The sequence below is a fragment of the Bradyrhizobium sp. CCBAU 53351 genome, from assembly GCF_015291745.1.
GTDB lineage: Bacteria > Pseudomonadota > Alphaproteobacteria > Rhizobiales > Xanthobacteraceae > Bradyrhizobium.
Genome location: NZ_CP030059.1, coordinates 5463159 through 5488961, shown reverse-complemented (window position 1 = coordinate 5488961; position 25803 = coordinate 5463159). Strand labels below are relative to the sequence as shown.

Below are 25803 nucleotides of genomic sequence, written 5' to 3'. Positions count from 1 at the left end.
GGAAGCAGCTAAAATGCAGGGTTTTTTGCCATAGAGGGCCAAAAAAGCCCGTAAAACCGCGACAAAACTGTGCAGAAGGCTATAGGCCTTCGCCGGTTGGTCTAATATGCAGCCGTCACGAATCAGAGGAGACACGATGGCAACCCAAATGTCCAAATCGCAGCTGATCGAAAAGATCGCGACCGCTACCGAGCTTTCCAAGCGCGACGTCAAGAGCGTCATGGAGACGCTGACCGACGTCGGTCACAAGGAGCTCAAGAAGAACGGCCTGTTCCTGGTGCCGGGCTTCGCCAAGTTCGTCGTCATCAAGAAGCCCGCGACCAAGGCACGCAAGGGCACCAACCCGTTCACGGGCGAAGAGATGATGTTCAAGGCCAAGCCGGCCCGCAAGATCGTCCGCGCCCGCCCGGTCAAGGCGGCCAAGGACGCCGTGGGCTAACGACGCAAAGGCCCCCTTGGGTAAAAGGGGGCCTTTTGGTTGGGGCAGCCGCGAGGACTTGAGACGGAGGGCTCAACCCTTGCGGCGCTTCACCCGGACCGGGACCGGCTGAAGCCGCGGTTCTGGTCCTGCAAGCGCATCGCGCACCCGGTCAACGGCACGATCGAGCAGCTGGCGCAGCCGCTGCGTTTTCCGAGATCGCTTCGCGTCTTCGAGCAGTTTCTTCATCGCATTCACTCCGCCGCCTCGACCTTTGCCTCGACCGGCTCGAGCGCGGCCGCGATGGCTTCGTCGACGCGCTCCAGCCAGATGAATTCGAGGTTGTCCCGCGCGCTCTTCGGGATGTCGTCGTAGTCCCGCTTGTTGCGCGCCGGCAGCATCACCCGCTTCAGGCCGGCGGCCGCGGCTGCGACCACCTTCTCCTTGATGCCGCCGACCGGCAGCACCAGGCCGCGCAGCGAGATCTCGCCGGTCATGGCGGTGTCGCTGCGCACCGTGCGATTGGTGAGCAGGGACGTCAGCGCCGTGAACATCGCAACCCCCGCGCTCGGTCCGTCCTTCGGGGTCGCGCCCGCGGGAACGTGAACGTGGATGTCGCTCTTCTCGAACGCCTGCGGATCAATGCCGAGCTGCGAGGCTTTGCTCTTCACCAGCGTCATCGCCGCCTGCACGCTCTCGCGCATGACGTCGCCGAGCTGGCCGGTCAGGATCATGCCGCCCTTGCCGGGCACCTTTGACGCTTCGATGAACAGGATGTCGCCGCCAACAGGCGTCCAGGCAAGGCCGGTGGCCACGCCCGGAATGCTGGTGCGCTGCGCGATCTCGCCTTCGAAGCGCGGCTGGCCGAGCACCGTGCCGATGTCCTTCACCGTGATCACGACCTTCGCGGCCGTGCCCTCGGCGACCTGCACCGCGGCATGCCGGAACAGCTTGCCGATCTCGCGCTCGAGGTTACGCACGCCGGCCTCGCGGGTGTAGCCCTTGACCACCAGCTTCAGCGCCTCCGGCTCGATCTCGGCCTGCTCGGCCGAAAGGCCGTTGGCCTCCAGCTGCCGCCGCACCAGATAGCGCCGCGCGATCTCCAGCTTCTCGTCCTCGGTGTAACCGGCGAGGCTGATCAGCTCCATGCGGTCGAGCAGCGGACCCGGGATCTGGTCCAGCATGTTGGCGGTCGCGATGAACACCACGCGCGACAGGTCGAAGGGCACGCCCAGGTAATTGTCCCGGAACGTCCCGTTCTGCTCGGGGTCGAGCACCTCCAGCATGGCAGCCGAGGGATCGCCCTGCACGCCACGGCCCATCTTGTCGATCTCGTCCAGCATCATGACGCAGTTGCGGCTGCCTGCCTTCTTGATGCCCTGGATGATGTTGCCGGGCAGCGCACCGATATAGGTGCGCCGGTGGCCGCGGATCTCGGCCTCGTCATGCACGCCGCCGAGGCTGACGCGCACGAAGGGGCGATCCATCGCGCGTGCGATGGATTGGCCGAGCGAGGTCTTGCCGACGCCGGGCGGGCCGACGAAGCACAGGATCGGGGCCTTGCCCTGCGGGGCCAGCTTGCGCACCGCCAGATATTCGATGATCCGGCTCTTGATCTTCTCCAGCCCGAAATGGTCGGCATCCAGGATGGCGCGCGCCGCCTTGATGTCGATCGGCTTCTCCGCGGGCAGCGCCCAGGGCAGCTCGATCAGCCAGTCCAGATAGGTGCGGACCATGCCGGCCTCGCCGGCAGCCTCCGGCATGCGCTCGTAGCGGCGCAGCTCCTTCCTGGCGTGCGCGTCGGCCTCGGGCGGCATGTTGGCCTTGGCGATGGCAGAGGTCAGCTCGGCGACCTCGGCCGCCTTGCCGTCGCCTTCACCCAGTTGCCGCTGAATGGTCGCCATCTGCTCGCGCAGGATCGCCTCGCGCTGCCGCTCGTCGAAGGATGCCTTGGTCTTCTGGCCGATCTCGTTGGAGATGCGCAGCACCTCCAGCCGCTCGGCCAGGTGCTTGGACACCTTCTCGACGCGCAAAGCGAGGTCGATGGTTTCCAGGACCTCCTGCTTGTCCTGCGGCTTGATGTCCATGAACGAGGTCGCCAGATCCGCCAGCGCGCCGGGCGCACTGGTGCCCTGGAACATCGCGGCCAGCTCGGGCGGCGCCTGCGGCAGCAGCTCGATGGCCTCGATGGCCTGGCGCTGCAGGTTCAGGGCGCGCGCCTCGATCTCCGGCGAGGTCGTGGTCGGCTCGGGGATCTGCTGGAATCGCGCGACCGGGAACGGCGTCCCCGGCAGGAAGTCGAGCAGGCGCGCGCGCTGCACACCCTGGCAGACGATGTGGTGCGTGCCGTCGGGCGCGGTGATGTAGCGCACGATGTTGGCGATGGTCGCGACCCGGTAGAGATCGTCCGCTCCGGGCGCCTCGGTCTCGGGGCTGCGTTGCAGGACGATGCCGATCGGCCGCTGCTCGCGCAACGCCTGCTGCGCGGCGGCGATGGACTTGGCACGGCCGATCGTGATCGGTGCGATGGCGCCGGGGAACAGCACCATCTCGCGTACGGGGACGATGATCAGCGCGTCGTCGGGGATCTTCACGTCGTTATCAGTCTGTTCGTTGTTCATCTGTTCGGTGGCCATGATCGACCTCAGGATTTGGCAAGGCGCAGCGCGACGCAGCCGTCCATCACGAAGCGGCTGATGGCGTAGCGGCCGAGGGGCAATGCAATGCGGCGCTCGAAGCGCCCCTGCGGCAGTTCGAGCCGGTGGATGCGGGCGTTGCGGAGCTCCGGGGGCAGGGTGCGCTGGCCGGAGATGACGAGCACGCCGTCATGGATGACCGTCTCGACATTGTCCGGATTGACGCCGGGAAGCGCGATCAGGATCAGAAGCTCGTGCTCGGTCTCGAGCACGTCGATCGGCGGCTCCCAGCAGGCTTCCTGGCGGCCGAACTGCTGGCGCAGCCGGTCGGCGCGGGTCAGCGAGTCCAGGGCTTCGGACAGCATCCAGTCGAGGGGATTTTTTGGTTGCATGTTGGGGCTCAGGGGGTGGGAAAGCCTGCATATGGGGCCGGTTCCCGGGAAATCCAGTGCGGCGGCGCTGACGTGCCATGCGCTGTCGTGCGATTGAAAAACAAACGCCGCGGCCCTGGCCCAACGAGCAAACGCCGCGGCACAGGCCGCGGCGTTTCGTCATCGGCAGCGGCGCGCGTCAGGCCGCCGCGCGATACTCTTCTTCCGCTTCGAGGTTGATCACGGACGTGGCGAGCTCCGTCAGCGTGTGATCGGTCGCCTCTTCCTCGTCCAGCGTCGCCTGAAGCAGCCTTGCCGCGTCCGGCATGCCGAGCTCCTCGGCCCAGGTGCGCAAGGTGCCATAGCGCGAGATCTCGTAATGCTCGACCGCCTGGGCGGCCGCGAGCAGTCCCGCATCGAGCGCCGGGGCACCCTTGAAGTCCTTCATGATCTCGGCACCCTCGTCGGTGATGCCGTTGATGGCCTCGCAGGGCTTGCCGCGCGCCGGCTTGCCCAGCATCTTGAAGATCTGGTCCAGCCGCTTGACCTGGCCCTGGGTCTCCCGCAGGTGCTTGTTGAATGCGGCGGCCAGCTCCTTCGATTGCGCGGCCTTGGCCATCTTCGGCAACGTCTTGATGATCTTGTTCTCCGCGAAATAGATGTCCTTCAGCGTCTCCAGAAACAGGTCGCTGAGCATCTTCGGCGCCTGACGCGGTCGGCGCGCCGCGGTCTTCTTCGTCGTGCGTTTCTTTGCTTTAGCCATACATCCTCCTCATGAGGTGACACGGGAAGGCCTCGCCCTCCTCAATCCTCAGGCGATCAAAGCCGCTTCATGAACGAAAGTTCCAAACGGCTGAATTGCGCGCGGCGCTCACTCAGGTCGGACGCTTGTAGGGATCTTCCTGGCGCTGTCGTGCCTCGGTGTTGCGATCGAGCTGCGCCCGCTCGCTGCGCTTGAGGTGACCGGCCTTCATCACGCCATAGACGAGGACCCCGCCGAGCACGAACGCGCCGATGAACCAGAGCCAAAGCAGGTTGGCCGAGAGCTGGCCGAGGAGCATTCCGATTCCACTGTCGCTCATTGTCGTCTCCGGTGATTTGCAAAGCGGCTTTGCTGGGCTAAGTCAGCCCGGCCGCCATCGTTCCTGCGTCCAAGGACCACGCCGACCATGCTCGACTTCGCCCTGTCCGCCTTCGTGACGCTGCTGCTGGTTGTCGATCCGGTTGGCCTCGCGCCGGCCTTCATCGCGGCCACCGGGAGCATGCCCGACACGGCCAAACGCACGATCGCGTTGCGCGCGCCGCTGATCGCGGCCTCGATCCTGGTGATGATCGCGCTGGTCGGAAACTGGCTGCTGCGCCAGCTCGGGATCGGCATCCCCGCCTTCCAGATCGCCGGCGGGCTGCTGCTGTTCGGCGTGTCCTACCAGATGATCTTCGGCGATCGACCGCATCGCGAGGCCCGCGAGGCCGACAAGGCAACCGCGGAGCACGCCTCCGATGTCGCAGTGTTTCCCCTGGCCATCCCCATGATGGCCGGCCCCGGGGCGATCGCGACCACGCTGCTCCTTTCCGGTAGCGCCGATTATGGGGCAAGGCTCGCGATCATCATCGCCGTCGTCCTGTCGGTCTGCCTGCTTTGCATGCTGTGCTTCGTCTCGGCTCACCTGATCGCGAAGACCCTCGGACGCACCGGAAATGCCGTGCTCTCGCGCGTTCTCGGCATGCTGCTCGCGGCCTATTCCGTGCAGTTCGTGATCAACGGGATTGCGGCCGTCCGGGCCAGCCTGTCATAGGGCTGCGACGTCAGGTGAATCCGTTGATTTTGCCGCCCATTTCGTGATTTTGCCGGAAGGGCGCCGAGGCGGCACCCGATCCGGGCCGCTTTCGCTTGCACTGCCATGTTGCTTTGACGTACTTCCGGTCTAACAAGCCCATCGTCAGGAATCGGGATGTCGATGACAACGGACGGGGTCGCCAAGAGACAGGCCATCATCGACGCTTGCCGGCGCATGAATGCGCTCGGCATCAACCAGGGCACCTCCGGCAATATCTCCGTCCGGCATGTGGACGGGCTCTTGGTCACGCCGACCAGCGTGCCCTATGAGGCCATGACGCCCGAGCAGATCGTCTTCATGACCATGGACGGCGCGCATGCGCCCGATCAGAAGCCGTCGAGCGAATGGCGGTTTCACCGCGACATCCTGAAGTCGCGGCCCGACGTCAACGCCGTGGTGCACGCCCATCCGACCTATTGCACCATCCTGGCGATCATGGGCATGGAGATTCCGCCGGTGCACTACATGATCGCGGCGGCCGGCGGCGACAGCATCCGCTGCGCGCCCTATGCGACGTTTGGAACCGCGGAATTATCCGAACATGCGGTGCGGGCGCTGGAGGGCCGGCTGGCCTGCCTGCTCGACCATCACGGCATGATCGCGATCGGCAAGACATTGGACAAGGCGATGTGGCTCGCCGTCGAGGTCGAGACGCTGGCGCGGCAATATCACGGCTGTCTCCAGGTCGGGCAACCGCCGTTGCTCCCCAGCGAGGAGATCGAGCGGGTCCGCCAGCGCATGGCCGGCTACGGCCTGTCGGAAGGGTAGGGCAGGCAGAAAGTGTTCGTGCGGCTCAGGCATCTCGTCGATCGCAAGGGAACGAACCGGACCATGGTTCGGCTGCGCGCCCTCTTGCGTAGCAACGAGTTCTACCTGATCCCGCTGGCGCTGGTGATCGGCACGCTGGCCGGGGCGATCGTGACGCTGATGGCCGAGATCGCGCAGATCGCGCATGTGGTGATCTACGGCATCCCCATCGACGTGCGCCTCTCCTCCAATGCCTATGTGAGTCCGTGGGCGGCGCTGATCGCGCCTGCGCTTGGCGGGCTGGCGCTCGGCATCATGGAATGGTCGCGGCGGCGCATGAAGATCTCGAGCGCGGTCGACCCGATCGAGGCGAATGCGCTGCGCGGCGGCAATCTGTCGATGCGCGACAGCGTGGTGGTGTCGAGCCAGACGCTGATCTCCAACGGCTGCGGCGCCTCGGTCGGCCTCGAGGCGGGCTATACCCAGATCGGCTCGGGGATCGCCTCGCTGTTCGGCAAGTTTTTTAATCTGCGCCGCAACGATCTGCGCCTGATGGTCGGTTGCGGGGCTGCCGCGGCGATCGCGGCGGCGTTCGGCGCGCCGATCACCGGGGCCTTCTATGCCTGCGAGCTGATCGTCGGCGTCTATTCGGTCGGCAGCGCCGCGCCGATCCTGGCCGCCTCGCTCGCCGGCGCGCTGACCGCGCAATGGCTCGGCGGCGCGCCGTACTCGCTGGAGATCCCAAAGGTCAGCGCCGTCGGCGTCGAGCAATACCTGGCCCTGATCGGGCTCGCGCTGGTCACCAGCGGCGTCGGCATCGCCGTGATGCGCTCCTCGCCGATGTTCGAGCGGCTGTTCAAATGGATGCCGGTCTGGTTGCGACCGGTGACCGGCGGTCTCATCGTCGGCGGATTCGCGATCATCACGCCGCAGGTGCTGGCGGCCGGCCACGGCGCCATGGTGCTCGATCTCTTTCACGAGATGGCGATCGGCATGATCGCGCTGATCATCGCCTTGAAGGTGACGGCCTGCCTGATCTCGCTCGCCTCGGGCTTCCGCGGCGGTCTGTTTTTCGCATCGCTGTTCGTCGGCAGCCTGATCGGCAAGTTCTTCGCCGCGGTGCTGCTCCTGATCAGTCCGAACTTTGCGATCGATCCGCTGGTCGCGATGCTGACGGGCATGGCGACGCTCGGCGTCGCCATTGTCGGCGGCCCGCTCACCATGTCGTTCCTGGTGCTCGAGATGACCCGCAACGTCGACGTCACCGCCGTGGTGCTGGCCGGCTGCATCGTCACCTCGATCTGCGTCCGCTTCATGTTCGGCCATTCCTTCTCGACCTGGCGCCTGCATCTGCGTGGCGAGACCATCCGCAGCGCCAATGACGTCGGCTGGCTGCGCAATCTCACCGTGGAGCGCTTGATGCGCTCTGATGTCGGCAAGGTGCCCTCGACGACCACGATCGCCGCCGTCCGCCGCGAATTCGTGCTGGGCTCGCGGCCGGGCGTGGTTATCGTCAACAATGCCGACGAATATGTCGGTCTCGTCCTGCTGCCCGATCTGTTCTCCAACGACCTCGACACCATCGCCGACGAGATCCAGGTGATCGAGCTCGCCCGTCTGATCGACATCGTGCTGATCCCGGAAATGAACGTGAAGTCGGCGATGGCGGTGTTCGACGAGGCCGAAGCCGAGATGCTGGCGGTGGTCGATTCCACCGACAGCCGCAAGGTGGTCGGCTTCCTCACCGAAAACTTCGCCCGCCGCCGCTATGTCGAGGAGATCGACAAGGCGACGCGCGGCGTGCTGGGCGCGCTGTCGTAGGATCACAGAACCATGGGTGCGGGAGGGCGGCTCCATGCGCCGCCGTCCACGCCATTACCGCCCTGGTTGGGGCGGAGACGCGACAAGGAGCGTCACGATCCGCCGGACCATCGGTAGCACCACGAGCAGCGTCGGAAAGGCGACCAGCCAGGATAGCGCCCAGGCGCCCGGCCAGGTCGCGAGGAAGGCCGGCGTTGCTCCCAGGCTCCGAAGCGTCGAAATGACCGACACCACGGCCGTCATGAGGATGGACAGCACGAATGGCATCACGATCGGCGCATAGCGCGCCGGCAGTTTGCGAACCACAATCATCTGATTTCTCTTGGAAAAGGACGCGTCAGTCACGTTGAACCCATAAAATGGCATCGATCCCGACGGCGTCGGTTGATGCGTTGGTTCACGTGAAACGCTTACGGCGACCGAAAAACGGCGCGGCTGTTCATTATCCGCTCAGGTTGGAGGGCGCAAGCTGGGATGCGACCGTTCGATTTACAATCGTTCAAAGCGTGGCGGATTGCCGCGATCAGGAAACCATTTCAGTGGTTTGTGCGTTACATACTGTTTGCTTATCTATTTTTTGAGCCAGAACAGAGGAAGATCAAGATGAGTGATGGACCGAAGAGATCCGCAGCCGGCCGCAACACGGTCCTGGCCGCGCTCGCAGGCGTGGCGCTGCTCGCAGCCTCTGCGTCGCCCTCGGCCGCGGCGTCCCAGGGGTCGGCCCCGGCGGTGTCCGCAAAGGCTGCAGCGGCAGCCCAAGCTTCCTCCGACGTCACCGATTTCAGCGCAGCCCGGCGTCACCATTATTATCGACGCGGGCCGAACGCCGCCGGTCTCGCCTTCATGGGCCTTGCTGCGGGGGTGATCGGAGGCGCCATCGCCGAGAGCCGGCGCCAGGAGTATTACGAGAACCGCTATTACGGCCCGCGCCGTTACTACGGCGGCCCAGGCTATTACGGCGGCGGTGGCGGTCTCTATTACGACCCGGGCTACGGCTACCAGCCATATTAGACGGTCGTTTCGTCCGGATGAAGCCAACGGGTCGGCGCGAAGTGCCGCCCGGCGCAATCCGAGAGACAATGAGCGACTCCATCGCCGTCACCCCCGCGTGACGGCAGAGCCGCTGCCGCTGGATGTGCTCGCCTCTTCGGCGGGCCTTGAGGGATGACCGAGCGGGGGAGGTTGGCCTGTGTCGCCCTCGGTCAATCCGTCTCGCTAAAAACATTCCACTTTACCGAAATTCGGTTTTGGCGTATGTGTCGGCCATCCCGGCTCACCAAGAGGGGCGATCTCGAGGTCGTCTTGATCGCGAGCCGGGTTTGCGGTGGACGCGGCAGCGTCGGCGTGAGAGGTGCGGGCAGGGCGGGTAGTCCCTGTGAGCTCGCGGCCGCGTGCAGACGAACGGCGCTGCTAGGCTTCGTCTCGCCTGTAAGTTTCGCAGCTCCGTCGACGGGGTTGGAAATACTGCGGCGACATGGCGGGCCGTGCGTACGGCAAAACCGTGTGGTCCTGGCCGTCGTTGCTACGGTCAAGCCGGATCGAAGATGCGCGCGAGCCCAACCGGGTGGACGGCATCGTCAATTCGAACGGCGAGGGAGGCCAAAGGAAAGTTCGGCTCCCGGGAGAGCACGGCATAAGCCGTCCGACCACCGCGCAGGGAAGGCCGAGTGATCGGCACCACCTGTATGCTGCTGTGCGGTTTTCTGCGTGCGCGTGCAATTCGCGCAGCGGACCGCGGGTGTCTGTCGGCACCCGGCCTTCCCTGTGCCCTCTTGGATTTGAGGGTGCGAAGATGAAGCAAAGCTCGGGCGAAATCAGCCGCGAGGCTGCGAAGGTGTGTCTGCAATCTGAACTGCGTGCCACGCACGGGGATTTCGTAGGGCGGGGAGAGCGATGCCGTCGCGTCATCCTCCGTCATCGCGAGCGGAGCGAAGCATCCGGAAATCCATCCGCGGAGGGATTCTGGATTGCTTCGTCGCATCAGCGCAAAATTGCTCGGCAATCTTGTCGCGAGCTTCTCGCAATGACGTGGAGAGAGTGCCTCACACTCCATTCGCGTGCCCCGGACGCAGCGCAGCGCCCTTGCGATGCGCTGCAGAGCCGGGACACGAGATGACGTGCTGCGTCCTGCTCTTTCGTTCCGCCCCTGTCATCCGATGCGAAGCCCGCCGGCACACGCCGGTCAAATATTCGGCAATCATGCCCACTAGCGCCGATGGACTTGCCGGCCGCAATCCGGTTCAATGCATCAATTAAGCTTCCAGGCGACAACGATGTCGAGATATCTGCTGGTCCTGCTGCTGCTGGCCTCGCCGGTGGCGGCGCAAGTCAAGATGACGCCGAAGACCAATGCGGCGCATCCCGATCCCTGTGCCCCGATCGGGCGGACCGCGGATGGCAAGCTGGTGTATTCGATGAAATGCGAGACCCTGCCGACACCGCCCGCACCGCCGCCGCAGGCGGAACTGAAGGAGACGCCGGCGCAGGCAGCGGCCGAGCCGGAGGTCAGGCGGAGCGGCATTTTCGGCTGGTCCTACGACCGCAGGTGATGCGACCGGGCCACTTGCGCGAAGCGGGCGGGAGTGCTCTTGCTTGAGCGTTTCCCGGGGGCCACCCGGCCCGAGCCAGAGAGACGCGATGAGCAAACTCGTTATCCGCGCCGGCGAATTCAGCTTCGACGCCCGCTTCGAGGAGCAGCTGGCACCCAAGACGGTCGCCGCCTTTCGCAAGTCGTTGCCGTTCGAAAGCCACATCATTCACGTGCGCTGGAGCGGCGAAGCCGTGTGGATGCCGCTCGGCGATCTCGATTTCGGCGTCGGCTACGAGAATCCCACCAGCTATCCCGCGCCCGGCCATATCATCCTCTATCCCGGCGGCATCAGCGAGACCGAGATCCTGCTGGCCTATGGTGGCGTGCGTTTCGCGAGCAAGATGGGACAGCTCGCCGGCAACCATTTCATCACGCTGACCTCTGGCCTTGAGAATCTCGCAACACTGGGCAAGAGCGTGCTGTGGAAGGGCGCCCTGCCGATCCGCTTCGAGGAAGTCTGACTTGACCGATACCAATTACCCGCGCGATCTCCTCGGCTACGGCCGCAACCCGCCGCACCCGGAATGGCCCGATGATGCCCGCATCGCGGTGCAGTTCGTCGTCAATTTCGAGGAGGGCGGCGAGAACAACATCCTGCATGGCGACCGCGCCTCGGAAGCGTTCCTGTCCGACGTGCTCGGCGCCCAGCCGTGGCCCGGCCAGCGCCACGCCAATATCGAATCGATGTTCGAATACGGCTCGCGCGCCGGCTTCTGGCGGCTGTGGCGGATGTTCGGCGAGCGCAACTGGCCGACCACGGTGTTCGGCGTCGCCACTGCTCTGAAGCGCAACCCCGAGATCGTTGCTGCGATGAACGAGGCGGGTTGGGACATCGCCAGCCACAGCCTGAAATGGATCGAGCACAAGGACATGACCGAGGCGCAGGAGCGCGCCGAGATCGCGGAGGCGATCCGCGTCCATACCGAAGCCACCGGCACGCGACCGCTCGGCTGGTACACCGGACGTTCCTCGATCAACACCAACCGCCTGTTGATGGAGGAGGGCGGTTTCCTCTATCTCTGCGACTCCTACGCCGACGATCTACCCTACTGGATCAAGGGCGCGAACGGCAAGCAGCTCGTCATTCCCTATACGCTTGACGCCAACGACATGCGGTTCATCAACCCGCAGGGCTTTGCCGAAGGTGAGCAGTTTTTTACCTACCTCAAGGACGCCTTCGACGTGCTCTATGCCGAGGGGCAGACCGCGCCGAAGATGATGTCGGTCGGCCTGCACTGCCGCATCGCCGGCCGGCCCGGCCGCGCTGCGGGCTTGATCCGCTTCCTCGACTATATCGGCAAGCACGAGCGTGTCTGGGTACCGACGCGATTACAGATCGCGCAGCACTGGCACGCCAGGCACGCGCATCTTGCCGCCGACGCATTTGAGATCGGCTGATCATGTCGCAAATCTCTCTGTCCGATCTCAATGCCGCCACCAAGGCCGACTTTGTCGCCGCGCTTGCCAACGTCGTGGAATATTCGCCGTGGATCGCTGAGCAGCTCGCCGACAGGCGGCCATTCGCCGGCATCAATCAGTTGCACACGGCGCTGATGGGGGCGATCCAAAGCGCCGAGCCCGAGGTGCAACTGGCCCTGATCCGCGCGCATCCCGATCTCGCCAGCAAGACCCAGCGCGCGGCAGGGCTCACGGCGGAATCGACCGACGAGCAGAACAGCGCCGGCCTCGACCGGCTGTCGGATGCCGAATATGCCGCGTTCGAGCGCGTCAACAACGCCTACCGCGACAAGTTCGGCTTCCCCTATATCGTCTGCGTGCGCCGGCACACCAAGGACTCTGTGCTGCGCGATTTCGAGATCAGGCTGCGCAACATCGTCAAGACCGAGACGCGCCGTGCGATCGAGGAGATCGGCCGCATCTCGGCACTGCGGCTCGATCAGCTCGTCATTGCCGACGACAGGTTGAAGGTGCATGGCCGGTTGTCGACGCATGTGCTGGACAATCACATCGGCAGGCCTGCGGCCGGCATTCCGGTCGAGCTCGTGGAACTCGCAACGCTGGGGGAGAGCCGCGTCATCGCGCGCGCGGTCACCAATGCGGATGGCCGCACCGATCGGCCGCTGATCGGCGGCCGCCCGTTGCCGATCGGCCGCTACGAGCTCAGATTCAGCATTGCCGGATATTACGCCGAGCGCAACGTGCAGGTCACCGATCCGCCTTTCCTCGACGAAATCCCGCTGCGCTTCGCGATCAGCGAGCCGGAAGGCCACTATCACGTGCCGCTATTGGTGACGCCGTGGAGCTATTCGACCTATCGCGGCAGCTAAACATGCTGCGCGGATGAGGCGATCGCCGCGGCGTCCGTCTCCGCGGCCGCGCCGCCGCTCAGGCCGTTGAAGAAGGCATTCAGCAACACCGAGACGATCGCGCAGAGCAGGATGCCGGACTCCAGCAGCGGCTGGAGATCGTGCGGCAAATTCCGGAACAAGCCGGGGGCGGCGAGCGGGATCAGGCCGAAGCCGATCGAGATCGCAACGATGAAGAGATTGTAGCGGTTGTTGCGGAAATCGACCGAGGTGAGGATGCGCGCGCCTGTGGCCGCCACCATGCCGAACATCACGAGGCCTGCGCCGCCGAGCACGACCAGCGGCACCGCCTCGACCAGTGCGGCGAGCTTCGGCAGCAGCCCGAGCACCAGCATGATGCAGCCGCCGGTGATGGTCACCCAGCGCGAGCGCACGGCGGTGACCGAGACGAGGCCGACATTCTGCGAGAACGAGGTGTAGGGGAACGTGTTGAAGATGCCGCCGAGCAGCGTGCCGACACCGTCGGCACGCAGGCCGCGGCTCAGCGCCTCGCGGCCGACGGCCTTGCCGGTGATGTCGCCGAGCGCGAGGAACATGCCGAGCGATTCGATCATCACCACGATCATGACGACGCACATGGTGATAACGGGCACCAGATGGAATTGCGGCATGCCGAAGCGGAACGGGACGATGAGCGCGCCCCATGGGGCGGCGGTGACCTTGTCGAAATGCATCACGCCCAGAATGCTCGCGAGCACGGTGCCGGCGATGATGCCGAGCAGCACCGAGACATTGGCGAGGAAGCCGGCCCCCCCATTTGATCAGGCCGAGAATGAACAGCAGCACGAACAGCGAGATGCCGAGGCCCTGCAACTGTCCATAGGCCGGATTGGGAAAGCTGCCGGCCACGCCGTCGACCGTCCTGGTGAGCGTCGGCAGACCGCCACCGGCCCAGTTGATGCCGACGCGCATCAGGGAAATGCCGATGATCAGGATGATGCTGCCGGTGACGACAGGAGGAAAAAGCGGCAGCAGCCGGCTGACGAACGGTGCGACGATGATGCCGAACAGGCCTGCGGCGATGACGGAGCCGTAGATGCCGAGCAGGCCGATGTCGGGCGCTGCCGCCATCGACAGCATCGGACCGACCGAAGCGAATGTCACGCCCATCATCACGGGCAGGCGAATGCCGACGCCGGGGAAGCCGATGCATTGCACCAGCGTCGCGAGCCCGCAGGCGAACAAATCGGCGCTGATCAGGAAGGCGACATCCTCCGGCGGCAGCTTCAAGGCGCGTCCGACGATCAGCGGCACCGCGATCGCACCGGCATACATCACCAGCACGTGCTGGAGCCCGAGCGCCAAGAGGCGTGGGACCGGCAGGACCTCGTCGACGGGATGGACTTCGCTGGTCATGGATGAATCCCCCGAAACATTCCTAACCAAACTTGTCGAGCAGCGCCGGAAACAGCCGGTCCGGCTTGAACGGCGGCGCGGTGAAGCGGATGCCGGTGGCATCGGCAATGGCGTTGCCGAGCGCGGCGGCGACCGGATTGTACGGACTCTCGCTCATCGACTTCGCCCCCAAGGGACCGACGGTGTCGGATGTCTCGGCGAAGAACACCTCGGTGCGCGGCACGTCGGCGAAAGAGGGCAAATGGTAGTCGCGGAATTTCGCGTTGATGACGCGGCCGTTCGCGTCGATCACCATCTCCTCGTAGAGTGCGGCGCCGAGCGCTTGGGCGACGCCGCCTTCGACCTGGCCGCGGCACTGCATGGGATTGGCGACGACCCCCGCGTCGGCGGCGTGCACGCTCCTGAGAATCCTGAGCTCGCCGGTGCCCCGGTTCACGGCGACGCGAAAACCCTGCACGTTGAAGCCGACCGAGCGCGGCGTGCCGCCGGAATTGCCGTTGCCCGCGAACATGCGTCCGCGCTCGCGGCCGAGCTCCGCCAGCTCCGCAAAGGACATGCGCTTCACGCCGCTGACGACGGCATTGTTCTCGAGCACACAGGTCCCGACGTCGCACAGCCAGGCGCCGGCGGCGGCCGCCTTCAGCTCGGTTGCGAGCTGCATGGAGGCCGCATGCGTCGCCTTGCCGGCGACGAAAGTGCCCGCGCTGCCATAGGCGCCGGTGTCGTGGCCGCCATGGGCGGTGTCGGACTGGCGTAGGCCGATTTTGTCGACGGTGGTCGCAAGCGTGGTCGCCGCGATCTGCCGATGCACCGTGCTGGTGCCATTGCCAAACTCGGCGGTGCCGACGGTGAGGTCGAAGCCGCCGTACTCGTTGAGCGTGATCATGGCGTCGGCGAGATGGCCGGCCGGCGGCGCGGAGTCGATCATGGTCAGCGCGATACCGTTGCCGATCAGCCATTCCGGCGATAGGTCGGGCTGCGCGCCATCGGCCTGCATGGCGCGCTCGACGAGATCGAGGCACTGATCGAGCCCGTAGGAGCCGTAGACGACGTCGTGAAACTCGGACGGCGGCGGCGACACCATGGGATCGCCGGGCCTGACGATGTTGCGTCGGCGCATCTCGTAGGGGCTGATGCCGAGCTGCTTCGCCAGCTCGTCGATCGCAGCCTCGATCGCGATCTGCGATTGCGGCAGGCCATAGCCGCGAAACGCTCCCGCCGGCACCGTATTGGTGTAGACCGCAAAACCATCGACCCGCTTGTTCGGACAATTGTAGACGGCGATGGACTCCGCCAGGGCGTGGAACATCACGGGCCCGGCGTGATTGCCGTAAGCGCCGGTGTTGGAGAGCAAATCGAGCTGCAGCGCGGTGAGCTTGCCGTCGGCATCGGCGCCGGCCTTGATGTGCACCCGCATCGGGTGCCGCGTCGAGGTCGCGATGAACTGCTCCTCGCGGGTGAACTCCAGCTTCACGGGCCGTCCGGTTTTCAGCGCGGCGAGCGCCAGAATATCCTCGACGAACATCTCCTGCTTGCCGCCAAAGCCACCGCCGACGCGCTCGCAGAACACGCGGACCTTGTCCATGGGAAGCTGGAAGATGTCCGACAGCGCGCGGCGGGTCAGGAATGGCACCTGCGTCGAGGTGCGGACATTGAGCACGCCTGCGTCGTCCAGCCACGCGAGCCCGCCATGGGTTTCCAGCGCTGCATGCTGCACGCGATGACTGTGGAACGTTGCCTCATAGGTAACGGCCGATGTGGCGAGCGCAGAGGCAACATCGCCGAACTCGCCATGAATCTCTGCCGCAAGGTTACGCTGGGGATCGGCGATGCGGTTCGCGGTGGTGCGGTCAGGGTGAATGATCGGCGCGCCCGCCGCCATCGCCTGCTCGGGGTCGATCAGCGCGGGCAGAATCTCGTAGTCGACCTCCAGTCGCCGGCACGCCTCCTCGGTGGCGGCTTCGGTCTCGGCAACGATTGCGGCAACGCGCTGTCCGATGAAGCGGACGACGTCGTCGAGGATGCGGGTGTCCTCGGGGTCCATCCAATCCATCTCGTGCCGCGCGGTCGAGATCAGCACCGGTGGCGCGTCGTCGTGCGTGAGCACCGCGTGCACGCCCGGAACCTTCAGTGCCTCCGATTTGTCGATCGCGACGATCCTGGCGTGAGCATGAGGCGACCGCACCAGCTTGACGTGGAGCAGGCCGCCGATCGCTGTGTCGAACGTGTAGCGCGCAGCACCACGGACGATGTCGGGGCCTGCCGGGGCCGGCAGGCTGCGGCTGAAGGCGGCGCCGGGCCCGACGCTCGCCTCGACATTGGTCCTGCCAAGCAATGCATCCTCGATCGCGCGGTAGCCGGTGCAGCGGCAGATATTGCCCTTCAGTGCCGCGCCGAGATCGGTGCGCTGGGCCTGGTTCAGCGAGGCGCAGGTCAGGATCATACCGGCGGTGCAGAAGCCGCATTGAAAGCCCTGCGCATCGAGGAAGGCCTGCTGCATCGGATGCAGGCCGTGGTCGCCGCCAAGACCTTCGATCGTGGTCACGGGGCGTCCCTCGGCGCGGAATGCCGGGATCAGGCAGCTGTGCACCGGCTCGCCGTCGAGCAGCACGGTGCAGGCGCCGCAGTCACCGGCATCGCAGCCCTTTTTCACGCCGAAATGGCCGAGCTCGCGCAGGAACGTGCGCAGGCATTGGCCGGCGCGCGGCGCCTGCGCAAATGTCTTGCCGTTGATCTCGAAGCTCACGGTGTCGCTCCCAAGAGCTCGCAGCGGATCTCCTCGGCAAGCCGCACTGTCATGTGCTTGCGCCAGAGCGGCTGTCCGTGGATGTCGGTGTGGTACAGATCATCGGTGATCTGATGTGAAATCGCATCATGCAGCTCAGTCGCGTCCGGGGCGTCGCGAAAGGACAGCTGGATCGGCCGCACCGTCGAGGCGGTGATTGTCAGCAGCAGTGTGCCATCGGCATCGAGACTGCCGATGAGGAGGGCGGCCGAGCGGCCGACCGGCGCCAGTGAGATCTGGCGAAACGCCGTGCGGCGTTTCAACGCGGCAAGCGGAATATCGATCTGGCGAAGCAGGTCCCCAGGCGTCAGGCGGTTGCGTTGGTTGCCGGTGACAAAGCCGACGACCGGAATCTTCTGCTCACCGCCACCGGCCTTCCAGATGGTGCAGACGCCGTCGAGTGCCGCGGTGAGCGAGATCATTGGCCCTGCCGGCAACGACATGCAGAGATTGCCGCCGACGGTCGCCGTCTTCCAGATCTTGAACGAGGCAAGAAAAGCCCGGCAGCACTGGCCGATCAGCGGCGCTGCGAGCCAGTCGGGCGGGCAGGCGAAACCATCGAGCTGCGCGACGGTGCAGGTCGCGGCGATGCTGAGATTGCTGTCGGTCACCGTCAGCGCCGGCCATTTCAGATCGGTGAGATCGATCAGCCGTGTCAGGTGGGTTTGCGGTTCAGAGAACAGCCAGGTGCCGCCCGCGAGCCAAGCATCTCCTGCCGTCCAAACCGGCAGCTGTGCGCGCGTTTGCGGATGGGCGACCGCTGTGATGGTATTCAAATCCATGGCTGCGCCCACGCTTGCGTCGGGTGAATCGTCCAACGGAAAGTCTTGCAAGACCGGAGCCAAGTCGCAAGAAGAAGTCGCAGGAAGAAGTCGTAATGCCAAGTCGCAGCAAGACCGTGATTGGACCCGCCTCCGCCTCGCGGTCCCGTCGTCAGCGAATGTGAGGAGAAGCGGGATCATGAGCGATGCAAGGCCGATCTGGATCAGGGATCCCCTGGCCATCCTCGCCGACGGTGCCGAGCGTGGGATTGTGGTGACGGGCGGCCGGATCGTCGAGCTCGTGCCGGCCGGCGGCACACCCGCGACCGCCGATGTCGGGGTGTTCGATGCGAGCGAACACGTCGTGCTGCCGGGCCTGATCAACACCCATCATCATTTCTACCAGACCCTGACGCGGGCGCTGCCGGCGGCGATGGACCGCGAGCTCTTCCCCTGGCTCCAGGCGCTCTATCCGGTGTGGGCGCGGTTGACGCCGGAGTCGCTCGAGCTCGGCGTCACCGTGGCGATGTCGGAATTGCTGCTGTCCGGCTGCACCACCACGACCGATCACCACTACGTTTTCCCGGCAGGACTCGAGGATGCCGTCGACATCGAGGTGGCTGTGGCAAAGCGGCTCGGCGTGCGCGTCCTGCTGACGCGCGGCTCGATGAACCTGTCGCAGCGCGACGGCGGCCTGCCGCCCGACAACGTGGTGCAGGACGAGGACACGATCCTCGCCGACAGCGCGCGCGTGGTCGCAAAACACCACCAGCGCGGTCCGGATGCGATGGTGCAGATCGCGCTGGCGCCGTGCTCGCCGTTCTCGGTGACGACGTCCTTGATGCGCGCCACCGCCGATCTCGCGGGTAAGCTCGACGTACGCCTGCATACCCATCTCGCCGAGACCGAGGACGAGAACAAATTCTGCGAGCAGATGTATGGCTGCCGTCCGCTCGACTATCTCGAACAATGCGGCTGGCTCAACGCTCGAACCTGGCTCGCCCATGGCATCCACTTCAACGCGGACGAGATGAATCGCCTCGGCAAGGCGAAGACGACCATCAGCCATTGCGCGTGCAGCAACCAGTTGCTGGCGTCCGGCTGCTGTCCGGTCTGCGAGATGGAGGAGGCCGGCGTCGGGATCGGGATCGGCGTGGACGGCTCGGCCTCGAACGACGGATCGAACCTGATGCAGGAGGTGCGGGCCGTGTTCCTGCTGCAACGGGCCCGCTATGGCGTAACGAAAGTCAGCCACAAGGATGCGCTACGCTGGGCCACCACGGGCTCGGCGGCCTGCGTCGGCCGGCCCGAGCTCGGTGAGATCGCCGTCGGCAAGGCGGCCGATCTCGCGCTGTTCAAGCTCGACGAATTGCGCTTCTCCGGCCATGGCGATCCCCTGGCCGCGCTGGTGCTGTGCGGAGCCCATCGGGCTGATCGGGTGATGGTCGCCGGACAATGGGCCGTGATCGATGGCGCGATTCCGGGCCTCGATGTCCCCGATCTCATCCGTCGCCACAGTTCCGCGGCGCGGGCCATGCAGGCAGGATAGGGACAGAATTGAAAGAGGGGGCGACCACAAGTGCCGGGTGCTTCTGGCCACCCCCTCCGAACCTCCTCCGGGAGGAGCAGGTGTTTTAGTCAAAGCAAGAAGCGTGCTACTTGCCCGGCAGCTTGTCGTCGATGCCCTTGACGTAGAAATTCATGCCGAGGATCTGGCCGTCGTCGAGGTGATCGCCGCCCTTGCACTCCAGCGGCCTGCCGTCCTGCCCAATGATCGGGCACTTGAATGGATGCAATTTGCCCGCGGTGATCGCGGCCTGGGCATCCTCCGCCATTTTTTTCACGTCGTCAGGCATGTTGGTGTAGGGCGCCATCGCGAACATGTGGCTGTCGAGGCCGCCCCAGCTGTCCTCGGACTTCCAGGTGCCGGCAAGCTCGGCCTTGACGCGCTCGATGTAGTAGGGGCCCCAGGTGTCGAGGATCGAGGTGAGCTGGGTCTTCGGCCCGAACTTGATCATCTCGGAGTCCTGACCGAAGGCGAGCTTGCCGCGTTCGCTGGCAATCTGCATGGCGGCGGGCGAATCCGTGTGCTGCATGATGATGTCGGCGCCCTGGTCGATCAATGCCTTTGCGGCGTCGGCCTCCTTGCCGGGATCGAACCAGGTGTTGGCCCAGATGATCTTGACCTTGATGTTCGGGTTGATGGTCTGCGCCGCCAGGATCGTCGCGTTGATGCCGGAGACGACCTCCGGAATCGGGAACGAGCCGATATAGCCGAGCACGCCCGACTTCGACATCTTGGCCGCGATCAGGCCCTGGATGTAGCGGCCCTGATACCATCTGGCCGAATAGGTCGACATGTTCGGGTTGCGCTTGTAACCGGTGGCGTGCTCGAAATGCACGTTCGGATATTTCTTGGCAACCTTCAGCGTCGGATCCATGTAGCCGAACGACGTCGTGAAGATCAGCTTGTTGCCGGCGCGGACCAGTTGCTCGATGGAGCGCTCGGCGTCGGGACCTTCGGGCACATTCTCGAGATAGGTGGTCTCGATCTTGTCGCCCAATTCCTTGACCAGAGCCTGGCGCGCGAGATCGTGCTGATAGGTCCACCCCAAATCTCCGATCGGGCCCAGATAGATGAAGCCGACCTTCAGCTTGTCGGCGGCGGAGGCTGCACCGATGCTCCCGGCGAGCAGGAGCGTAGCGGCCAGCGCAAGACATGATTTCCTCATCATCGATCTCCAAACATCAGGGGTAACCACGATCCGCAAGCGAGCGCGCCCAATCGCGCCCGTCGCGAAAATGAAATTCAGCGGTCAGGAACGAACACTGTCCCGAGCGCGGCCGGTGCCGTCGAGCCGCCGCTGCGCGCGCGGGAGAGCAGAATCAGAACGATGATGGTCGCGAGATAAGGCAGCGCCGACATGAATTGCGAGGGAATGCCGACGCCCCAGCCCTGCGCATGCAACTGGAGGATCGTCACGGCGCCGAACAGATAGGCGCCGACCACGAGCCGGCCCGGCCGCCAGGACGAGAACACCACCAGCGCCAGCGCGATCCAGCCGCGGCCCGCGGTCATGCCCGGGATGAAGAACGGTGTATAGGCGAGCGGCAGATAGGCGCCGGCAAGGCCGGCGCAGGCGCCGCCGAACATCACGGCGAAGGTGCGGATGCGCAGCACGGGATAACCGAGCGCATGCGCGGAGACGTGATTGTCGCCGCAGGCGCGCAGGATCAGTCCAGCGCGCGTGCGGTACAGGAACCACCAGACGCCGACGACGAGTGCAATGGAGACATAGACGAAGGCGTCCTCGCCGAACAGCACGCGGCCGACCAGCGGGATATCGGTGAGGCCCGGAATGGAGAGATGAGCTGCCGGCGTGATGCGCTCGCCGACAAAGCCGGCGCCGATCAGTCCGGACAGCCCGACACCGAGGATAGTCAGCGCGAGACCCGTCGCAACCTGGTTGACGGCGAGCCCGAGCGCCATCAATGCGAAGATCAGCGACATCATCGTGCCCGCGACGATGCCGAGCAGCGCGCCAATGAAGATGGATCCCGTGAGCCAGGCGCCCGCAAAGCCGCAGGCCGCGCCGACGATCATCATGCCCTCGACGCCGAGATTGAGCACGCCGGCGCGCTCGGTCACGAGCTCTCCGGTCGCGGCGACCAGGAGTGGCGTCGACGCGGCGAGCACGGCCAGGACGATGGCTTCAACGAGTTCCACGGGCCACCTGACGGTTCGGCAAGACCAGTTTGAAGCGATAGAGGATCAAGGAATCGCAGGCGAGCACGTAGAACAGCAGAATGCCTTGAAATACCTTGGTGACGTCCAATGGGATCTTCATCGTGATCTGCGCCTGCTCGCCGCCGATAAAAGTCAACGCAAGGAAAAGGCCTGCAATCAATATACCAAGCGGATTCAGACGGCCGAGGAAGGCAACGATGATCGCCGTAAAGCCGTAGCCCGGGGAGATGCCGGGCTGGAGATGGCCGACGGGACCTGCAACCTCGATGATGCCGGCGAGGCCCGCGAGCGCGCCTGATACCGCGAAAGTCAGGATGATCAGCCGATCGGCCTTGAAGCCGCCGAACCGCGCCGCGCGGGGGGCTGCGCCGACGACACGGATCTCAAAGCCCTTGATGGTTCGTCCGAGCAGGATTGCGGCTGCCGTCACGACTAGAAGCGCGATGATGGAGCCGAGATGCAGCCGGCCACCCTCGATCAGCAGCGGGACGGTCGCCACCGGGTCGAACTCGGCCGTGGTCGGGAAATTGAAGCCGTGCGGATCGCGCCAGGGTCCGCGCACGAGATAGTCGAGAAAGAGGTCGGCGACATAGACCAGCATCAGGCTGGTCAGGATCTCGCTGGCACCGAACGCTACCTTGCAGATGGCCGGGATCAGCGCATAGAGCGCGCCCGCGGCAGCTGCAAGCACGAGCATCGCCGGCAACACCCAGGCGCCGGCGTCGGTGCCTTGCGTCCTCACCGCGATCCAGCTTCCGGCGACCGCGCCGATCAGGAATTGGCCTTCGGCGCCGATGTTCCAGGCATTGGCGAGATAGCAGAGGGACAGCCCGATCGCGATCATCACCAGTGGCGTCGCCTTCACCGCGATCTCCTGGAGCGAGTAGCCGTCGGTGAGGGGTGCGATGAAATAGGCGTGCAAGGCGAGCAGCGGATTCTTGCCGAGGATCGCGAACAGGATGATCATGGTCACGATCGTGAGGCCGACCGCGATCAGCGGCGAGACCAGCGCGATCGTGCCGGAGCGCTCGGCGCGCTTCTCAAGCACCAACATGCGCGGCCTCCTTCGGCTCCAGGCTGCTGCCGCCCATGAGAAGGCCGAGCTTTTCGCGCGTCGCCTCGCTGGCGGCGAGCGGCGCCGATAACCTGCCGTGGAACATCACGGCGATACGGTCGGCGATCTCGCCGAGTTCGTCCAGATCCTGGCTGGTCACGAGCACGGCGGCGCCCGCGCCTGCGAGATCGAGCAGCGCCTGGCGAATTACGGCAGCGGCGCCGGCATCGACGCCCCAGGTCGGCTGGCTCACGACCAGCACCGCGGGGTTGCGCAGGATCTCGCGTCCCACGATGAACTTTTGCAAATTGCCGCCGGAGAGGGACGCTGCTTCGGGGTCGCGCTTGGCCTTGCGTACGTCGAAGGTTTCGGTCGTACGGTCGACGATCCTCAGCGCGGCGGCCGCGTTGATGAAGCCGCGACGGACCATGCCGCTTGCGGCGTAACCGGTCAGCAGCGCGTTCTCCGAGAGCTTCATGCGGGGCGCCGTGCCATGGCCGAGCCGCTCTTCCGGGACGAATGCCGCACCCAGCTTGCGCCGCTCCGTGATGGAGAGATGGCCGGCGGCAATGCCTTCGATCACCACGGTGCCCGGATCCTTCGACCGCCGCTCACCAGACAGCGCGGCGAACAATTCGTCCTGGCCGTTGCCGGCGACGCCGGCGATGCCAAGGATCTCGCCGCCCTTCAGTTCGAACGAGATGTGCTCGAGACGCACGCCATGCGCCTCGGTTGGCGCCAGCGAGAGATCGTTGACCACCAGGCGCGGCACCGTCGTCTGTCGGTCGGCGCGAGCCTTCACTTCCTTGATCTCGCCGCCGACCATCATGCGGGCGAGCGAAGCTGCGGTCTCGCGCCGGGGATCGCAGGTCTCGACCTTCCTGCCGCCGCGCAGGATCGTTGCGGTATCGCAGAGCCGCTTCACCTCCTCGAGCTTGTGGCTGATGTAGAGGATGGCGCGGCCTTCGGATCTGAGGCGTTCCAGCACGATGAAAAGCTGATCGGATTCCTGCGGCGTCAGGACTGCGGTGGGCTCGTCCAGGATCAGGAATTTCGGATCCTGCATCAGCGCGCGGACGATCTCGATTCGCTGGCGCTCGCCGACCGACAATTGCCAGACCTCGCGCTTGGGATCGAGCGGCAGACCATAGGTTTTCGACACCTGCTCCAGCCGCGCCGACATGCCCCCGAAGGATTCTTGTCCGTCGAGGCCGAGCGCAACGTTCTCGGCGACCGTAAGATTGTCGAACAGCGAGAAGTGCTGAAATACCATGCCGATGCCTCGGTCGCGTGCTTCCGAGGGGCCGGACAGCACGATACGTTGGCCCTGCCAGAGAATCTGGCCGGCACTCGGCTGGATCAGCCCGTAGATCGCTTTGACCAGCGTCGACTTGCCTGCTCCATTTTCACCGAGGAGCGCGTGGATTTCGCCGGGCCAGATATCGATGTCGATGGAATCGTTGGCAAGGAAATCGCCATACCGTTTGGTGAGCCCGATCGTCCGCAGCAGCGGGGACTCGCCGGAATTCAGGCCGTCAGGTGTCGAATCCAACATTCGCTGATGCGCTTGCATGGTGAAGTGTCTCGATACTGGGCCAGTTTGAACGCCGGCGTAAGGTGTGAAAATGCGTCATCCCTTGCTCAACGCTTTGGCAGGGATCGGGTGGCGGTGCTCGAACGCCCTTGTCATCGCCCCGCGAGCGCGGCTCACGCGCGCGCTGTTGCAGATTTGTGACGGTTCAAGCCAAATCGGAACCGGCTAGGCAGACTTGACGTCGCAGTGAGCAAGATCGCGCCATTACGCTCATGCCCTGCGGATCGATGCAGCATCGGCTCCCTGACCATCGCGCACCGCAACATTCGCTCGACATAAAAGAAGAGGGAAATCAAACGGGAATGTCCGGCAATAGCCGGCTTCGCCCGGCCGCATGCCTCGGCGAGATGCCGCGCAAAGCCTTTTTGATTTCCAGGACGGAGCGCGGCCGCTTGCCGAAACAAGCGGCATGCCTTGGAAAAAGTTGAGGCTTCTCACTCCGGGAGATCGGCGCAAGTGTCGCACCCAAGGGCGTTCATTGACGTGTCCAAACTTGGGGGTATTCAGGATGTCGTTTCGCTTCAAGGCAGTGGCAGCAGCGGCGCTGTCACTTGCTACGCTGGCCACCGGTGGCTTAGCTCGGGCAGCGGATTTGCCGGTCAAGGCTGCCAAGAAAGCGCAGGACCTTCCGTTCTTCCTGGTGATCGATAATCGCGTCACGTTCTCGTATATCTTCAATGCCTCTCAGCCCGGTGCGTGGTCGTTCCGGCCCGATGGGTCGATCGACAGCAAGACCACCAAGCAGGTCTACTCGTTCACCCATTTTGACGCCTGGGCGTACGGCACGAACTTCTTCACCATCTCGATGTACAAGTCCGATCACAATGACCCGGCCGGGCCCTGCACCAATGCGGGCACGATCTTCGGCGCGCCGGCATCGTGCGCCGGTGCGACCGAGATCTACGGCCTGTTCCGCTCGACATTAGGCTGGAATGAGCTGTTCAACACGAAAGCCTTCACCGCGGGACCGCTGCACAATATCTCGTTCGAGGTCGGCATGGATGCCAACACCGAGAACAGGTATTTCGGCGCCGCCAAGCGCGACGTCGTCGGCGGTCTGCAGTTTGCGTTTGATCTGCCCTACAAGGGGTACCTCAACGTCGCGCCGCTGGTGTATTGGGAGTTCGCCAATCACAACGCGTTCAGCCAGTGCGGACTGTTCGGTCCGGACGTTCCCGGCGTGACCTGCATCGCGGACGGCAATACCTCGTTCAAGCCGACCTGGGCCGTCGAGATCAACTACTACATGGATCTCGGCTTCCTGCCGCCGAACATGCAATATTTCTCGATCAGCGGCCGCGCAGGCTGGTACGGCAAGAAAGGCACCGACACCGAACCGCTTCCCTACAGCCCGGCGAACGGTGTCTACAACACGGCTGTCGAGCTGAATTCGGAGCCGATCCGCTTGACCTTCGATGCCTCGAAGGCGGCCTGGGGCGACAAGTACTCCCACTTCGTGGACGTCTGGGTGGCTTACCGCTACTGGCAGAACAAGTTCGGTCTCGATCACAATCTTGCCGTCGGCTGTACCACGGCCGTCGGTGGCCGGACCGTGAGCACCGGGTCCTGCACCGAATCCTCGCTCTATTCCGGGATCTCCGTGAAGTTCTGATCGGTTGAGGTTTGCGGAAAGAAAGTAGGGTGGATTAGCCGCAGGCGTAATCCACCAACTTCGTTCGGCGAACGTGGAAGCGTGGCGGGTTACGCCAGCGGACTGCGCTTCGCGCAGTCGCTTTGCTAACCCACCCGACAGATCT

23 protein-coding genes and 1 pseudogene are annotated in these 25803 nt (G+C 64.8%); 11 read left to right on the top strand and 13 right to left on the bottom strand.

Going from position 1 to position 25803, the window contains the following annotated elements; genetic code table 11:
• Positions 1 to 136 precede the first annotated feature (136 nt).
• Complete coding sequence (locus tag XH83_RS26085) at positions 137 to 439, top strand: HU family DNA-binding protein (RefSeq protein WP_094891268.1); 303 nt, start codon at positions 137 to 139, stop codon at positions 437 to 439.
• A 72-nt stretch (positions 440 to 511) separates the two neighbouring features.
• Here the strand turns inward: XH83_RS26085 and XH83_RS26080 are convergent, their stop codons facing one another.
• The 5 genes from XH83_RS26080 to XH83_RS26060 all read right to left on the bottom strand — a co-directional run bounded on the left by XH83_RS26080 (position 512) and on the right by XH83_RS26060 (position 4507).
• Positions 512 to 667 carry a hypothetical protein gene (locus XH83_RS26080; RefSeq protein WP_194403553.1) on the bottom strand — a complete coding sequence of 52 codons (156 nt, stop codon included), beginning with the start codon at positions 665 to 667 and terminating at the stop codon, positions 512 to 514.
• A 5-nt stretch (positions 668 to 672) separates the two neighbouring features.
• Positions 673 to 3054, bottom strand: coding sequence for an endopeptidase La (lon, locus tag XH83_RS26075; protein WP_194403552.1), 2382 nt, complete (start codon positions 3052 to 3054; stop codon positions 673 to 675).
• 8 nt (positions 3055 to 3062) lie between these two features.
• The gene (locus tag XH83_RS26070) at positions 3063 to 3446 is read right to left on the bottom strand and encodes an Hsp20/alpha crystallin family protein (protein WP_194403551.1); all 384 of its coding nucleotides are present in this window, start codon (positions 3444 to 3446) and stop codon (positions 3063 to 3065) included.
• Positions 3447 to 3624: 178 nt separating this feature from the next.
• Entirely contained in the window at positions 3625 to 4188 is a 564-nt protein-coding gene (locus XH83_RS26065) for a ferritin-like domain-containing protein (protein ID WP_194403550.1), read from the bottom strand.
• Between the two features lie 112 nt (positions 4189 to 4300).
• On the bottom strand, positions 4301 to 4507 hold the full coding sequence (locus XH83_RS26060; RefSeq protein WP_091966675.1) for a hypothetical protein: 207 nt from the start codon (positions 4505 to 4507) through the stop codon (positions 4301 to 4303).
• A gap of 87 nt (positions 4508 to 4594) precedes the next feature.
• Here XH83_RS26060 and XH83_RS26055 point away from each other — a divergent pair, with 87 nt between their 5' ends.
• The 3 genes from XH83_RS26055 to XH83_RS26045 all read left to right on the top strand — a co-directional run bounded on the left by XH83_RS26055 (position 4595) and on the right by XH83_RS26045 (position 7831).
• Positions 4595 to 5221, top strand: a complete 627-nt coding sequence (locus XH83_RS26055) for a MarC family protein (protein ID WP_194403549.1) — start codon at positions 4595 to 4597, stop codon at positions 5219 to 5221.
• Positions 5222 to 5377: 156 nt separating this feature from the next.
• On the top strand, positions 5378 to 6031 hold the full coding sequence (locus XH83_RS26050) for an L-fuculose-phosphate aldolase (RefSeq protein WP_194403548.1): 654 nt from the start codon (positions 5378 to 5380) through the stop codon (positions 6029 to 6031).
• A 12-nt stretch (positions 6032 to 6043) separates the two neighbouring features.
• Positions 6044 to 7831, top strand: coding sequence for a chloride channel protein (locus XH83_RS26045; protein WP_194403547.1), 1788 nt, complete (start codon positions 6044 to 6046; stop codon positions 7829 to 7831).
• Between the two features lie 54 nt (positions 7832 to 7885).
• Here the strand turns inward: XH83_RS26045 and XH83_RS26040 are convergent, their stop codons facing one another.
• Positions 7886 to 8143, bottom strand: a complete 258-nt coding sequence (locus tag XH83_RS26040) for a DUF2798 domain-containing protein (protein ID WP_194403546.1) — start codon at positions 8141 to 8143, stop codon at positions 7886 to 7888.
• Between the two features lie 291 nt (positions 8144 to 8434).
• Between XH83_RS26040 and XH83_RS26035 the strand changes: the two genes are divergently transcribed.
• From XH83_RS26035 to uraD, 5 genes are all read left to right on the top strand, one after another.
• A complete protein-coding gene (locus XH83_RS26035; protein WP_194403545.1) occupies positions 8435 to 8842 on the top strand; it encodes a hypothetical protein in 408 nt (135 codons plus the stop codon).
• A 1262-nt stretch (positions 8843 to 10104) separates the two neighbouring features.
• A complete protein-coding gene (locus XH83_RS26030; RefSeq protein WP_194403544.1) occupies positions 10105 to 10380 on the top strand; it encodes a hypothetical protein in 276 nt (91 codons plus the stop codon).
• Positions 10381 to 10468: 88 nt separating this feature from the next.
• Complete coding sequence (locus XH83_RS26025) at positions 10469 to 10882, top strand: DUF3830 family protein (protein WP_194403543.1); 414 nt, start codon at positions 10469 to 10471, stop codon at positions 10880 to 10882.
• A gap of 1 nt (position 10883) precedes the next feature.
• Complete coding sequence (gene puuE / locus XH83_RS26020; RefSeq protein ID WP_194403542.1) at positions 10884 to 11819, top strand: allantoinase PuuE; 936 nt, start codon at positions 10884 to 10886, stop codon at positions 11817 to 11819.
• Between the two features lie 2 nt (positions 11820 to 11821).
• Positions 11822 to 12709 carry a 2-oxo-4-hydroxy-4-carboxy-5-ureidoimidazoline decarboxylase gene (uraD, locus tag XH83_RS26015; RefSeq protein ID WP_194403541.1) on the top strand — a complete coding sequence of 296 codons (888 nt, stop codon included), beginning with the start codon at positions 11822 to 11824 and terminating at the stop codon, positions 12707 to 12709.
• On the opposite strand, the pseudogene XH83_RS26010 reads toward uraD, so the two are convergent.
• From XH83_RS26010 to XH83_RS26000, 3 genes and pseudogenes are all read right to left on the bottom strand, one after another.
• Positions 12706 to 14104, bottom strand: a pseudogene (locus XH83_RS26010) (nucleobase:cation symporter-2 family protein). The gene uraD and the pseudogene XH83_RS26010 overlap by 4 nt on opposite strands.
• Before the next feature lie 22 nt (positions 14105 to 14126).
• Positions 14127 to 16850 carry a molybdopterin-dependent oxidoreductase gene (locus tag XH83_RS26005; RefSeq protein WP_194403540.1) on the bottom strand — a complete coding sequence of 908 codons (2724 nt, stop codon included), beginning with the start codon at positions 16848 to 16850 and terminating at the stop codon, positions 14127 to 14129.
• Positions 16847 to 17671, bottom strand: a complete 825-nt coding sequence (locus XH83_RS26000) for an FAD binding domain-containing protein (protein WP_194408404.1) — start codon at positions 17669 to 17671, stop codon at positions 16847 to 16849. Before XH83_RS26000 ends, XH83_RS26005 begins: the two co-directional genes overlap by 4 nt.
• A 178-nt stretch (positions 17672 to 17849) precedes the next feature.
• On the opposite strand from XH83_RS26000, the gene XH83_RS25995 reads away from it, so the two are divergent.
• Complete coding sequence (locus tag XH83_RS25995) at positions 17850 to 19199, top strand: 8-oxoguanine deaminase (protein WP_194403539.1); 1350 nt, start codon at positions 17850 to 17852, stop codon at positions 19197 to 19199.
• Positions 19200 to 19305: 106 nt separating this feature from the next.
• On the opposite strand, the gene XH83_RS25990 is transcribed toward XH83_RS25995, so the two are convergent.
• The 4 genes from XH83_RS25990 to XH83_RS25975 all read right to left on the bottom strand — a co-directional run bounded on the left by XH83_RS25990 (position 19306) and on the right by XH83_RS25975 (position 24025).
• Complete coding sequence (locus XH83_RS25990) at positions 19306 to 20382, bottom strand: BMP family ABC transporter substrate-binding protein (protein WP_194408403.1); 1077 nt, start codon at positions 20380 to 20382, stop codon at positions 19306 to 19308.
• Positions 20383 to 20459: 77 nt separating this feature from the next.
• Entirely contained in the window at positions 20460 to 21377 is a 918-nt protein-coding gene (locus tag XH83_RS25985; protein ID WP_194403538.1) for an ABC transporter permease, read from the bottom strand.
• Entirely contained in the window at positions 21364 to 22452 is a 1089-nt protein-coding gene (locus XH83_RS25980) for an ABC transporter permease (RefSeq protein ID WP_194403537.1), read from the bottom strand. Before XH83_RS25980 ends, XH83_RS25985 begins: the two co-directional genes overlap by 14 nt.
• Positions 22439 to 24025 carry an ABC transporter ATP-binding protein gene (locus XH83_RS25975; protein ID WP_371746149.1) on the bottom strand — a complete coding sequence of 529 codons (1587 nt, stop codon included), beginning with the start codon at positions 24023 to 24025 and terminating at the stop codon, positions 22439 to 22441. Before XH83_RS25975 ends, XH83_RS25980 begins: the two co-directional genes overlap by 14 nt.
• 529 nt (positions 24026 to 24554) lie before the next feature.
• Here XH83_RS25975 and XH83_RS25970 point away from each other — a divergent pair.
• Positions 24555 to 25658, top strand: a complete 1104-nt coding sequence (locus tag XH83_RS25970; RefSeq protein ID WP_194403535.1) for a hypothetical protein — start codon at positions 24555 to 24557, stop codon at positions 25656 to 25658.
• Positions 25659 to 25803 lie beyond the last annotated feature (145 nt).

Coding starts and splice junctions, on each gene's coding strand:
- XH83_RS26085 (WP_094891268.1), top strand. CDS start 137: ATGGCAACCCAAATGTCCAAATCGCAGCTGATCGAAAAGATCGCGACC.
- XH83_RS26080 (WP_194403553.1), bottom strand. CDS start 667: ATGAAGAAACTGCTCGAAGACGCGAAGCGATCTCGGAAAACGCAGCGG.
- lon (WP_194403552.1), bottom strand. CDS start 3,054: ATGGCCACCGAACAGATGAACAACGAACAGACTGATAACGACGTGAAG.
- XH83_RS26070 (WP_194403551.1), bottom strand. CDS start 3,446: ATGCAACCAAAAAATCCCCTCGACTGGATGCTGTCCGAAGCCCTGGAC.
- XH83_RS26065 (WP_194403550.1), bottom strand. CDS start 4,188: ATGGCTAAAGCAAAGAAACGCACGACGAAGAAGACCGCGGCGCGCCGA.
- XH83_RS26060 (WP_091966675.1), bottom strand. CDS start 4,507: ATGAGCGACAGTGGAATCGGAATGCTCCTCGGCCAGCTCTCGGCCAAC.
- XH83_RS26055 (WP_194403549.1), top strand. CDS start 4,595: ATGCTCGACTTCGCCCTGTCCGCCTTCGTGACGCTGCTGCTGGTTGTC.
- XH83_RS26050 (WP_194403548.1), top strand. CDS start 5,378: ATGTCGATGACAACGGACGGGGTCGCCAAGAGACAGGCCATCATCGAC.
- XH83_RS26040 (WP_194403546.1), bottom strand. CDS start 8,143: ATGATTGTGGTTCGCAAACTGCCGGCGCGCTATGCGCCGATCGTGATG.
- XH83_RS26035 (WP_194403545.1), top strand. CDS start 8,435: ATGAGTGATGGACCGAAGAGATCCGCAGCCGGCCGCAACACGGTCCTG.
- XH83_RS26030 (WP_194403544.1), top strand. CDS start 10,105: ATGTCGAGATATCTGCTGGTCCTGCTGCTGCTGGCCTCGCCGGTGGCG.
- XH83_RS26025 (WP_194403543.1), top strand. CDS start 10,469: ATGAGCAAACTCGTTATCCGCGCCGGCGAATTCAGCTTCGACGCCCGC.
- uraD (WP_194403541.1), top strand. CDS start 11,822: ATGTCGCAAATCTCTCTGTCCGATCTCAATGCCGCCACCAAGGCCGAC.
- XH83_RS26000 (WP_194408404.1), bottom strand. CDS start 17,671: ATGGATTTGAATACCATCACAGCGGTCGCCCATCCGCAAACGCGCGCA.
- XH83_RS25995 (WP_194403539.1), top strand. CDS start 17,850: ATGAGCGATGCAAGGCCGATCTGGATCAGGGATCCCCTGGCCATCCTC.
- XH83_RS25990 (WP_194408403.1), bottom strand. CDS start 20,382: ATGAGGAAATCATGTCTTGCGCTGGCCGCTACGCTCCTGCTCGCCGGG.
- XH83_RS25980 (WP_194403537.1), bottom strand. CDS start 22,452: ATGTTGGTGCTTGAGAAGCGCGCCGAGCGCTCCGGCACGATCGCGCTG.
- XH83_RS25975 (WP_371746149.1), bottom strand. CDS start 24,025: ATGCAAGCGCATCAGCGAATGTTGGATTCGACACCTGACGGCCTGAAT.
- XH83_RS25970 (WP_194403535.1), top strand. CDS start 24,555: ATGTCGTTTCGCTTCAAGGCAGTGGCAGCAGCGGCGCTGTCACTTGCT.